This is a genomic window from Myxococcales bacterium, assembly GCA_016699535.1.
Classification (GTDB): Bacteria; Myxococcota_A; Polyangia; order Polyangiales.
Map to the genome: position 1 here is coordinate 2,211,422 of CP064980.1, position 12,227 is coordinate 2,223,648.

The 12,227-nt window shown below is 46.8% G+C and carries 9 protein-coding genes and 2 pseudogenes; 5 read left to right on the top strand and 6 right to left on the bottom strand.

Features of this window, described 5'->3' with window-relative positions; all coding sequences use genetic code 11:
• The first annotated feature begins 6 nt into the window (after positions 1-6).
• Both polA and IPJ88_10525 read left to right on the top strand, forming a co-directional pair.
• Positions 7-2,118 carry a DNA polymerase I gene (gene polA / locus IPJ88_10520; GenBank protein QQR88673.1) on the top strand — a complete coding sequence of 704 codons (2,112 nt, stop codon included), beginning with the start codon at positions 7-9 and terminating at the stop codon, positions 2,116-2,118.
• A gap of 3 nt (positions 2,119-2,121) precedes the next feature.
• A pseudogene (locus tag IPJ88_10525) lies at positions 2,122-2,712 on the top strand (DNA polymerase I).
• 26 nt (positions 2,713-2,738) lie between these two features.
• On the opposite strand, the pseudogene lexA reads toward IPJ88_10525, so the two are convergent.
• A pseudogene (gene lexA / locus IPJ88_10530) lies at positions 2,739-3,391 on the bottom strand (transcriptional repressor LexA).
• 67 nt (positions 3,392-3,458) lie between these two features.
• On the bottom strand, positions 3,459-4,217 hold the full coding sequence (locus IPJ88_10535) for a hypothetical protein (protein ID QQR88674.1): 759 nt from the start codon (positions 4,215-4,217) through the stop codon (positions 3,459-3,461).
• Between the two features lie 432 nt (positions 4,218-4,649).
• On the opposite strand from IPJ88_10535, the gene IPJ88_10540 reads away from it, so the two are divergent.
• The 3 genes from IPJ88_10540 (at position 4,650) to IPJ88_10550 (ending at position 8,242) form a co-directional block, all read left to right on the top strand.
• Positions 4,650-5,714 carry a ferritin-like domain-containing protein gene (locus tag IPJ88_10540; GenBank protein QQR88675.1) on the top strand — a complete coding sequence of 355 codons (1,065 nt, stop codon included), beginning with the start codon at positions 4,650-4,652 and terminating at the stop codon, positions 5,712-5,714.
• Between the two features lie 142 nt (positions 5,715-5,856).
• Positions 5,857-6,555, top strand: coding sequence for a lantibiotic dehydratase (locus IPJ88_10545; GenBank protein ID QQR88676.1), 699 nt, complete (start codon positions 5,857-5,859; stop codon positions 6,553-6,555).
• A gap of 37 nt (positions 6,556-6,592) precedes the next feature.
• Positions 6,593-8,242: a lantibiotic dehydratase gene (locus IPJ88_10550; GenBank protein QQR88677.1), complete on the top strand. Its 1,650-nt coding sequence runs from the start codon at positions 6,593-6,595 to the stop codon at positions 8,240-8,242.
• Between the two features lie 78 nt (positions 8,243-8,320).
• On the opposite strand, the gene IPJ88_10555 is transcribed toward IPJ88_10550, so the two are convergent.
• From IPJ88_10555 to IPJ88_10570, 4 genes are read right to left on the bottom strand one after another with little or no spacing between them, the layout of a single operon-like run.
• A complete protein-coding gene (locus IPJ88_10555; protein QQR92020.1) occupies positions 8,321-8,449 on the bottom strand; it encodes an EAL domain-containing protein in 129 nt (42 codons plus the stop codon).
• Entirely contained in the window at positions 8,398-10,518 is a 2,121-nt protein-coding gene (locus IPJ88_10560) for a diguanylate cyclase (protein QQR88678.1), read from the bottom strand. Before IPJ88_10560 ends, IPJ88_10555 begins: the two co-directional genes overlap by 52 nt.
• Before the next feature lie 10 nt (positions 10,519-10,528).
• Complete coding sequence (locus IPJ88_10565; GenBank protein ID QQR88679.1) at positions 10,529-11,035, bottom strand: hypothetical protein; 507 nt, start codon at positions 11,033-11,035, stop codon at positions 10,529-10,531.
• A complete protein-coding gene (locus IPJ88_10570) occupies positions 11,028-11,861 on the bottom strand; it encodes a hypothetical protein (GenBank protein ID QQR88680.1) in 834 nt (277 codons plus the stop codon). Before IPJ88_10570 ends, IPJ88_10565 begins: the two co-directional genes overlap by 8 nt.
• Positions 11,862-12,227: the final 366 nt, after the last annotated feature.

The window sequence follows — 12,227 nt, forward strand, 5'->3', positions numbered from 1 at the left end:
GAGTTTATGCCTGCGATCTCCTCAAAACAAAGCAGCTTGCCCAAAGCTGGTGATGATTCAACGCTCTACGTGCTCGATTTGAGTGGTTACGTCTTTCGGGCCTATCATGCCCTTCCGGAGCTTAGCAACGAGCAAGGTGAACCCACGCATGCGGTGTACGGTACAACCAATATGCTGCGCAAGCTTTTGCAAGACTGCAAGCCAAAGCTTTTCGCGGTGGCCATGGATTCGCGTGGGCCTTCGTTCAGACACGAAATGTTTGCAAAGTACAAGGCCAACCGTCCCCCTCCGCCCCCGGATCTTTCGCAACAAATGGAGCGCGTGCGGCAGATTGTTGAAGCGCACCGCTTTGTAACTATCTCCAAGCCGAGCGTTGAAGCGGACGACATCATCGCCACGCTTGTTCGCGATGCGCGCGGAGCCGGTCTAAAAGTAGTCATTGTCAGCGCCGACAAAGATCTTTTGCAACTTGTAGGTGACGACGTTGTGATGTTCGATAGCATGAGGAACAAAGTCTTCGATGCAAAAGCTACTCAGGATAAAATGGGTGTGCCGCCAGCGCAGGTGCGGGACTTGTTGGCGCTTACTGGTGACAGCTCCGATAACGTGCCGGGTGTGCCGTCTGTCGGACCCAAAACAGCTGCTAAGTTGCTTAGCGAGTTCGGGAGTCTTGAAGCAATTTATGATCACCTAGATAAGGTTTCCGGAAAATCTCTGAAAAGCAAACTTCAAGAGCACAAAGATCAAGCCTTTTTGTCGCAACGACTGGTGACGTTAAAGAATGATGTTTCTTTGGGAGTTGAAGTCGAGCAATGCCGCGTCACCGCGGTCGATGAACCTGCGCTACATGCCCTCTATCAGGAACTGGGCTTCTCAAAACTTGCTGGCGAAATAATAGCTCCACCCGCTGAAAAGCTTGATATCGAGCTTGTGTTGAGCTCAAACGACGCGATCGCTGCTTTTGATTTGCTTCAGTCAGCCAAGCAAATCGTGGCGATTCCATTTGTTGAACGCGCAGGTCGAAGCCCGTTGCTGGCGCTGGGTCTCGCGGCCATTGATTCACAACAGAACAAATTGAGCCGTGCATTTTGCTTTTTACCCAGCGCTGGGCCACTTTCGATCGTGCAGCTTGCGGAGCAGGTCAAAGAACTCATTGACAATGCGCAGCGTGAACTTTGCGTCACGGATGCAAAAATGCTTTGTCTTGCGACAGGCGTTTCACCCTTTGCTTCAGCAAAGCTAACCGATTTGATGTTAGCGAGTTATTTGCTTGAATCGGATCAACGCGGCCACGATCTTGCTGCTCTCGGGCAACGTTACCTAGGTGAGAACGTTCCTGCCGAAGGGGAGCTGCTCAAAGACTTGCATACCACACAGCAAAGTCTTGTCGGACAGAGCGACCATTCCGAACTTGGGAGTTTGGTCGCCAAGCGTTTAATGATGGTAGCGACGCTTGCTCCGATGCTTGAGGCAAAACTAAAAGAGCAGAAACTTTGGGAAGTGTATGCCGAACTGGAACTGCCCTTGGCGAAGGTTTTATCCAAGATGGAGTGGGTGGGAATTCGCCTCGATACCGAGGTTTTGAATCATTTATCCTCTGAGGCCTCGGTGAAAATGATTGAGCTTGAAAAAAAATGCCATGCTTTGGCTGGCAAAAGTTTCAACGTGAACTCTCCAAGACAGCTTGAGACTGTGCTTTTCGATGATTTGGGCCTTGCTGTGATCAAGCGAACTAAAACCGCTCGTTCAACCAATCAGGATGTGCTCGAGCAGCTGTCGCTTGAGCATGACTTGCCTTCGACTATCCTAGAGTACCGTTCGCTAGCAAAGTTGCAGAGCACCTACCTTGATGCGCTGCCAAGGCAGGTCAATCCAAAGACTGGTCGTGTGCACACCCAGTTCAATCAAGCGGTGGCCGCAACCGGCAGGCTTTCTTCCAGCGACCCCAACCTGCAGAATATACCCATCCGCACCGAACTAGGGCGGGCGGTCCGTAAAGCCTTTATTCCGGAAGATGGTTGGCTGATCTTTTCCGCCGACTACTCACAGATCGAGTTGCGAGTGCTTGCACACCTTAGCAAGGACAAAGAATTGTGCGCTGCCTTTATTAACGACTAGGATGTCCATTCTAAAACAGCCCAAGCGCTTTTTGGAGTAGGAGCTGAAGGGGTAACGCGGCAGATGCGTGGTCGGGCGAAGACCGTCAATTTTGCTGTGATCTACGGTCAAACAGAGTTTGCTCTGTCACGAAATCTCGGCATTTCACGTCAAGAAGCTAAGCGCTACATTGAAGCTTTTTTTGAAAAATACTCAGGAGTACGTGCTTTTATGGACGAAACTGTCGAGTCGGCGCGTAAGGAGGGTTTCGTTCGCACCATGCAGGGGCGTATTCGACGCATTGCAGACATCAACAGCAGCAACCGAAATATCCGTATGCATGCCGAACGTATGGCGTGCAATACGCCGATACAAGGCAGTGCCGCTGATTTGCTAAAACTAGCCATGATTCGCATCGATGATTTGCTAAGCGAACAAAACCTTCAGAGTCGTATGTTGCTTACGGTGCACGATGAACTTGTATTTGAAGTGCCTCCGCACGAAAAAGAAACAATGGAAAAACTTGTCCGTGAAGCCATGCAAAAGGTGACATCGTTGGATGTTCCTTTGCTGGTGGATGTCGGGTGGGGCGCCAATTGGGATGAAGCCCACTAAGAGCTATCGTGGATTCAATAGTTTAACTAGCTAAGCTTTCGGTAGACGCCGACGACCACGCCCAAAACGCGCGTTGAGCGCCATTCATTGCGATGGATGAGGATGGGCGCCATTTCACTATTGGCGGGCTCGAGTCGGATATGATCGCGCTCGGGGTAGAAATATTTACAGGTGGCTTCATCGCCTACCAAGGCCACAATGATTTGACCGCGCTGCGCTTCAATTTGCTTGCGGACAAAGACATAATCACCATCGTGGATACCTGCTTCAATCATCGAATCACCGCGGACCTTAAGCCCGAAGACTTCGCGTTCGCCATCGACGAGCATGCGATCGACGCGAACGGTGTCTTCAACATGTTCAATGGCTTCAAGAGGTTGACCGGCTGCGACACGTCCAATAATCGGAATTTCGATGATGTCGGCGTCGTGATGATGTTCCTGCGGCAGCGAGACCTTTGGAAAAGCCTGTGGGGTGAGTTTGAGCGTGCGGGACTTCATATCGGCTCGTGTGATGAAGCCTTTGCGTTCGAGCGCCCTTAAATGGTCGTTGACGCCGTTGGTACTGCGAATTCGAGTTCGTTGCCTATTTCGCGAAGGGTGGGTGGATAACCCTGCTCTTCAATCGAATCGCGAATAAACTCAAGTACTTTGTTTTGGCGTTCAGTCAGTTTTTCCATCAAGTCCCCCGGCTGTACAGATGAGTCGCACTGTGCAGATGGATAGTAATGAGCGTGAAGCCGGAAGTCAATTTCCTGGAGTATTCGCTGCCAGGTTCAAAACACTTGAGAAATGACCCTTGAGGTCGATTTGAACTTCAGTCTTTTCGGCCCGATTCCAGTAGCCGAATCCGCAGATCTGACGTGTATGAAGAGTGAAGGCACTCAACTCGATTTCAATTTTCTGAGCAGTTTCAAGTTGTTGTGTGGGATTGTCCTCGGCATCAAAAAAGCGGAGCAAAAACTGAAACTGGGAGATGGTTGCGGCCGATTGTTCTTCCGCCGAAACTCCACATAGGGAAAAATTTGAAGTTTCACCCTCTGATGTGGGGAAGTCGGAGAATAAATCATTTATGGCTGTGACGATCTCTTGGACATCGACAAAGCCGAGACCTTTGACTGCGTATGCTTCGTTCACGTCATCATACTCAATGTAATCAAAGATTCCCTTGATAGGGCCTTCTGAGATTTCAAGGCTTACTAAGCCCTGATCTTCGTTGGTTTGAACGCTGATTTTTGGCGTAGTCATGGATAGATGTAGGCGCTCGGCGGTTCCGTTACGATGAAGAAGAATACGATCTGGCCGATTGCTATCTCGAATGCTTACTTCAAATTCGCTGGGTTGCTCCTCGGCAGCAAGAAATGACACCTGCCCGGAGGAGATGTTCTCGTCAAATCCGTTGATGTTTTCCGTACATCCGGTGATGAGTAGCAAGCAAGCAGCCACGCTGATGCGAAGACTTTGTTTCGCGAAGTTGTGGTGCTCTGAGCTGGCTAAGGTGGGCATGTCAGCTGTTCAGTGCAATGCACGTGCCAACGCTTATCTTGCTGGAATTATTTACTTAATCCTTCATGTTTTCGCTAGCAAGTGGGGTCAGAGTCTTACCTGTCTCCACCGGCAAGGATTTTCAGTCCCCGAGTGGACTCTTTCAATACCGTTTGGTCTCGCATGTAAGGATGTGCCATCGCGATGTTCCCCCTGTGTAGTGTTGGCCTCGGCATGATTTGCACGTCTTCAAAAACGACCTCACTCCCTTTCGCAAGGGACCGCGTTCTGGGACTCAGGTCGAAACTATCGAACCCTTTTACCGCATCCTACCCGGAAGCATGAGGTAGGTGCTCTATCCAGATCATCTTATGTTTCTGTAATTTTTTACTCTTCATGTGTGTAGAATTACAATTTTATGATAAACTCTATGTATTGATAAAGAGGTGAATCATGGGGTTTAGCGGTATCTACGAGCTTCCCGTAGAACAAAGCAATTGGGTTTTCGACGGCCAGACAAATGTTTCAATGAATTGGCGCTATGGAGATGGACGCGCTGAGATACTCCAGCTTTACGAAAAAGGAAAAGCGAAACAATGGAATGCAACAGAACGCAGCGATTGGTCTATAGAAGTTGACCCCGACAATCCCATGGGTCTAGCAGACCAATCTATACCTATCTATGGAACCCGTGTTTGGGAACGGTTACCGGAGAGCAAACGCCGTGAGGTACGTAAACATGTACAAGCTTTCCAAATTTCCCAGTTTCTGCATGGCGAACAAGGAGCGCTTATTGCAACATCGAAACTAGTCCAGTCCGCTCCCAGCATCGATGAAAAATTCTTTGCTGCAACCCAAGCTATTGATGAAGCTCGGCATGTGGAGGTTTTTTCTCGACTACTACGTGACAAAATAAAAGTAGCTTATCCTATTAGTGAACAACTCAAGAAGCTTCTGGAGAATGGGCTCTCCGATCGTCGTTGGGATATGACCTATCTAACCATGCAGGTGCTCATCGAAGGTTTAGCGCTCGCAGCCTTCCAACGCTATCGCGATTACGGACTCAGCCAGTTACCCTCTAGTATTATGGCATACGTCATGCAAGATGAAGCGAGGCATGTCGCGTTCGGACGGATCGCGTTGCGACAGTATTATCCACAACTTTCCGAAAAGGAACGTGACGAACGCGAGGAATTCGCTGTCGAAGCTTGCCATCTCATGCTTGAACGCTATCAGCCGAAGGGTTTTTGGCAAGATTTGGATCTACCTGAGCAAGAATGTGCAGAAGCGATCACGTCTTCAGGGTTACAGCAGAATTTTCGTGAGAGAATCTTTTCGCGAGTCGTACCCACTATGAAGGATATAGGCCTTTGTGGTAAGCGGATCCGCGGTGCATACGAAGATATGGGGGTATTACACTTTTGCGATGTCGATGCTGGTGAGATTCTGGCCAACGATGAAAAGGTGGCTGAGCAGTTTGATGCGCTTCGCCTTGCCCAAGATTCCAAAGGAATTTAACAAAGAAACATTAAAGCACTTCCGCTGAACAGGTGAGCATTCGATGAATCAAGCGAAGGAAGACTGGAAGTACTGGCCTTGGGTCTGCTTACGCGGAGCTGGATTTCCCGTTAGCTGGGCCGGAAGTTTACGGATGGACTCATTGGTACAAGAGGCAAACTGTCTTTTAGTTCAAGAACAAGCTGTGCAAGAATTAAAGGAAAAAATTGTACTTCAAGCAGAGCGAATCATCGGAGAATATGATGGCGCACAACGACGGCCAATTGCCAAAGCGTTAAAATTGCTCCGGGTCGGAAAAGTTCCCGAGTCCTGTGGGCATCACGAACTAGACAAGGAGTTGCAAAAACTGGATCGAGCAGTACTTGGACTATCCGATCTATCAAAACGCTACGAAGAACACTATGACAATTCAGCTTTAACTCTGCGCAAAACCATACTTGGTATGACAGAGAACAATGCTTTTAGGGAAGCTCTAACTTGGCAAAACCTCGAAGCGTTGCATGGATCGATCGAAGCTTTACAAAAGATGCCTTTGCACAACAACAGCTCCGATTCCAGGCGCAGAGAGGCAGTCGTCGTTAGCTATATACAACGATACTCCACTAAAAACTCTTCAATAGGCTTTTTTGGACCAGTCGGATGGGGGTATTTGCGTGATAAAGAAATGCATCTAGATCTTCATTCTGGCGGTGCTCTCGTAAAAAATACTAGGGTTTACTTCGAGCACTGGGCTATCCAGCTCATAGCGGACAAACTTAGCGAGGATAGTAAGGTAAAAGAGTTTATCCCCCTAAAAAACCCATCCTCGAGTACATATAGTTTCCCACAAAGCTTATTTTGATTCTGAAAAACTTAACCTTACAGACAAGCAGCTCGATGTGTTGTCATGTTGTCTGAAAGGCTTGCCTGTACACAGTGTTTCAACAGAAACAGGCTTAGATAAAGAAGAAGTTTTTGAAATTTTGCGCATGCTTGTCGATAAGAACTTAGTTTCTTGGAAGATAGAAATTCCTTCTCAATCCACCGACCCGGACCAGGATTTAGTGCGCTTTATCCAAAAGCATTCATTAGACCAAAAACAAGTCTGTGATATTGCGAAGGTGCACGAGATACTTGCATGCAAGGATAAAGCAAAGTCATCCTTTGGTGAAATCCATGCGATCGAGAAAGTCTTGAAGGAAACAAACGATTTGTTTGAGAACTACACCGGTCAATCTTCTAAGCGGAAAGGGGGGCAAGCTTACGCCGGAAGAGATATCATGTACATGGATTGTTCGCGGGACGTAGACTTTTTTTTTGGAGAGGAGTTCTTGAAAAAAATTACCCCGCCAATGTCACTGCTATTGAAAAGCGTTCGTTGGTACACTTATGAAATCGCTAAGGTGTACAAAAAGATGGCAAGCGAAACAGTTGATAGCGCAAGCGCAAATAAGCGTGTCTGCTTAGCTGAGGTGCTGGATCGCATTATGCCTGAAATGCAAAGAAACTGGATTGAAAATAAACCAGCACCACAAATCGCGCCTATTGTGTCACTGTTTAGAGACAAATGGAGTAGGCTGTTGGGAGTCGATAGCAGCACGAGCTTGATACATCGGAGTTCACAGGAGCTTGAGTCCGCCGTGGACGAGGAATTCCATGCACCGTATCCTGGATGGCCCAGCGCACGGATCGCATCTCCTCGATTTTGCATCTCAGCCCCTTCATTGCGTGACGTTCAATCTGGGAACTACTTGATTGCTTGTACAGAACTCATGCCATCCATTAATTTTTTCTGTCATCCCGTAATGTATCTGTCCTACTCCAAGCCTTCCGGTTTTATAGAAGAGCTCCGAAAGGATGTCCCAATCGTTACGTGCACCATACCTTTTGAAGAAGGAAATAGAGTAGCTCGCCGTTTTTTTAAATCAGTGCGCAACACGTACAGTTTGTTAGTTGATTTTGCCTCTTCTGACTATCCACAAGAACGGAGACTAAGCGTCAAGGATCTCGTGGTTGAAAAAAACGGCACCGAATTGGTTGTTAGAAATATCAACAACAACGATTTGTATTCTCTCGAATCGGTCTTGGATGACCTTCTCTCAGCGGTAGCTTATCGAGACTGTCTATTAACCTGGGACCAAGACCATAGCCCACGTGTTCAAATAGATGACTTAGTTATTGCAAGAGAATCATGGACGATCCTTCCGAAAGACCTGGAACCCCTTTCAAAAGAACACACAAGCAATCGTTTCTTGGCAGCTCAGAGATGGCTAAAGAGAGCCGGACTTCCACAGCAGTTTTTTGCTTACCTTCCGCCGGAGTCCCCCTTGTATGTTGACTTTCAAAGTCCGATTTCCATCGATATCTTCTTAAAGCAAGTTAAACAAAAACATGGACCCTTTATGATCTCGGAGTTGTTCCCGACCCTTGAGAATACCTTTCTTCCAAACAGACAGGGCGAAACCTATACGAGTGAATTTCACCTCATTTCTGTTGATCCGTTATCTTGGACCTGCGGGTGGTCCGTTTTCGACTCCAGTTTGAAATAGAGAGTCTGACTAAGATAGATACATCATGTAGCCTGAAGCGGAATGGGACCGTGTTTCGTTTCAGTTGGATTCAGGGGACTATAACGTCCGTGTTTCTGTGCTGGGAACCTCACGCCCTATGAAATAGCCTTGTAATAGAACGCAACCGATTTCGGTTAGGATATGAGCTTCTTCTTCACATTCAACACCTTCAGCAATGGCGACAATTTTTCTTCTAGTGCATGCTGAACTATGCGCTCAAGTAATCGTCGACGGCGAGGTTGTTTGTGGATGTCTCGTACAAGGTCCATATCGAGTTTTACAAAATCGGGCTCCAGTATAGTCAGTGCATTGAGGCTTGCATGGCCGGATCCCAAATCATCTATTGCAATTTGGTAGCCGTTCTTTCTCAGCTCTGTGAGTCTTTTTTGAAAGCCAGGGATTTCTGTAATTGGTGTTTTTTCGGTAATCTCAAAAACGATTCGGTGAGCGTATGGAATTAAAGGGGAGTCTTTAGCGTAAAGCTCAGGGTCCTCAATTTCTGCGGGATGAAGATTGATGAACACTTTTACATCGGGAGGAAGATCTCCAATGCCTTCGACCACCCGGGAGCGCACTAAACGACTAAGACTCCAAATTTTGCCAGTCTGAACCGCAGCATGAAATAACTCGCCAACCCCCAGATGGCTTCCCAACTGCGAGCGGCTTAGTGCTTCAAAACCAAAGATTCGATTGTTCTGGATATCTTTTATAGGTTGATAAACTAGAGAAAGCTCTCTGCTTTGCAGCAAAGTATCAAGTTGTTCAGCACGATATGAAAATGCCTTCTTAGCTAGAGCTACTCCACTGGCTATTTGTTCCCTAAGTAAATGGCGTCGTGTTAGTCCATCATCGATGGTACTCTGCAAAGACTCCGCAACGTCTTCCAATAAGATAAACGAGTCAACACGAGCCAGGTTTGAGCCTTTCAGTGCAAAAACCAGATCACGAGATTCTATACATAGAACTCTCAGTGCCTGTGGACATGAGGCCATGGACCCGCCTAAAAGGTCTATGCCTAGAGTCGGTACTAAATTCTGGTCGGCTACAATGACGTCGAATGAAAAATCACGGCATGCCTCGGCAGCCTTTGCGGGCGTCGTAGCGAGTGTAATTTGATAGTCTCCGGTCGATAAACAGCGTTCTAGAAGAGTACGTTTTTCATCATCCGTACAAACGATAAGAACTCGCGGAAGTTTGGCCTTTTTTTGAGCCGTATCTTTTATGGTCAGTTCCGAGTCGTAGACCACGACACGATCACGGCCTGTCTCCTTTGCGATGTACAAGGCTTGATCGGCGTGCGAGATCAATTTATCAATAGAATGCCCATGCATCGGATAGATAGCAACTCCAACACTGATTGTTTGCTGCAGGCTTGCACCATTTATGATCTCTGAAACATTCAACTGTTTCACGGCAGTGGCGCAACGTGTTGCAACTTCACGGACATTTTCTCCGTGTGTTTCTGTTAGCAATACCGAAAACTCTTCTCCTCCCATGCGGGCGACATTATCACTTGTCCGTAATGTACCCGCTATGGCGTTGCTCGAAGCAATTAGTAAAGCGTCGCCTGCCGGATGACCAAAAGTATCATTTACAAGTTTGAATCGATCAAGATCACACATCATGATTGCAAGCGACCGATTGTGTCGGTGAGCAAGGTCAAGTGCTTTGTTCGCATATTTAACGAAAGCGCGACGATTCAACAAACCAGTCAATGGATCAGTTAAAGACAACCGAGTTACCTCTTCCAAAGCGGCTGAAAGTTCTCTAGTGCGCTGCTCGACCAGGCTCTCTAGGTCTGCGGCTCTGGCATGAGTAAGGCGTAGAAGGTCTTTGTAGTGCCCATGAAGCCGAGCGTCATCGCTTACGTCTCGAATAATCTGAACAAGTCCGATGATGTCTTTTTTCTCATTTTCAATGGGTATGAAAGAAAGATCAACAATATGGCTTTTTCCAGTTGCATCGCGTACTTCGACTTCAGCCAACCGCGTTGGGTCACGGCTCTCAATACATCGTTGCACCGTGTCTTTGTCTTGTCGTTCAGTTCGACCTAGAAGCGAATATGCTTGCTCCCCGTTTCTTAGAACTTTATTTAGTTCACGATGACGAAGACCTGTCATCGAAGCATAGAGGTTGTTGAAATGCAGTGGTTTTCCGCTGGGGTCTATAATAACCGCAGCATCTTGAATGCCGTTGACTACGGTACAGGCTAAACGCAATGCGATGTCTCTTTCGTTTACGTTTTTCCTGTCCATTCAAGTACTCCTAATCAATTTGTCGTTGGAAAAACGCGAAATAAGAATCTATCAAATCATCAAATTCAGAATTCTGACCACATGATTGACAAGTGGTGATTTCTACAACCTTCGTGATGGAGAAATCAGACATATCTTGGACGTTGTTTTGTTCGTTTCCGCATGAGCCGCAGTAATAGGGAACCAACACCGACGCTACAGATGCCTTGCCCTTCATGTTCGAAATCATGTTGAGCTGTCTTACGACTGGCGCTGAGCATTCTTCAAGAATTACTCGACGGTTTCCTTCACAGAGTTTGTCAATGAAGCGTATCCATTCGCGTACTCCAATCGAATTTATAGATTCAATACCGCTAAGGTTGAGCACTACAGGACCATCGATCTTTTCAAGCACGGAAGCGAAATCGCTCTGTTCCGTGATAGCACCCGAGAGTATAATCCGGGAATAATCATTTTTCGTGCCGCCATTTTTCCATTCTAAACTGCGATACATTTCGTCCTTCTCCTCATTAACCATAGCCATTGTTTCGGCGTTGGTTTTCCACAAAAATGTTAAAAGACTTGCCTCGCTTGATAAAATCTCGATACGAACCACGGACATCGACGATTCCAATAATTTCCGTCCGCTTATTACAACTTAGGTTGATTACGAAATGGGAAAGGGCATTGTAGGCCTGATAAAGGCCAAGTCCGGCTCCGCCAGTGTCCCAAGAAACTTGCTGCTCGCCGTTGCGAAAGCATTTTGCTAAATAATTTGTAACCTTATTTGCACGCAATGACCCAAATGAGTCTGCGACACTGATGCCTAAGCGATGCCCATCATAACATAGGACTGCTTCTATTTTTTCATCGACATCTAAAACGACCTCTTGGGATCTTGCCATGTCAGCATAACGCGGTTCGCTTTTCTTATCAGTGGGAGCATTATATACGGCATTCATCACGAGTTCGTCAGCCACGATGACATAGCTTTCAGCTAGTCGACTAGGTATGCCTACTTCTTTGGCGAACTGTTTGGCCTCCTCTATAAATTCTCGAGCATCGTGAGTAGAAAGGATTTCATAGTTTTTTTGCTTTGATGCCCATGAAAAATATTTTTTGATTCCAAAGATGTCATTCTGGATGATTTTCTGAATGGTGACCAGGAACTCGTCCGAGTCTTGATTGATGTTGTGAGCTAATAAGTTGGTTAGGCCATAGACCCCGAAGAGAACACCAAGATCTTCATGCGGGATATTTTGTGAATAAATCAGCAAGCGTCCATTCTTGCATTGCTCTGTTAGCGATTTCAGTAGAGTATCGCGGTCTTCAGGGAGAAAGGCGTCATAGTTAACGACGATCAATGCGTAGTCGTCTATTTTGTTAGCAGACGAGATTGTTTAATGGACTTCTATATTTCCAGCGGCAACCCGAACTATGTTGGAGATGCTCCTTTTTTGCTTTAAGCTAACTCCATCGAGCAGTAAGACTTTGCCAATTGGTTTTGCGGAAATCTGATCGTTTAAACAATGGTTAATCAAAGTCGCCTCTTGTTATCAAGTTTAGATGTAACCGTACTCGTTTTCAAGATAGTGCTTCTGTTAGGCCAGTGTTCACCATACATTATCCTACTCGGCAGTTTAGTTGAACGGCAGTGATGGTGTGCAGCTGCACTCGGGATATGGCAAAAGCTCTTGAACCAAAGCCAGCATTTTGATTCCTTGAAGCGC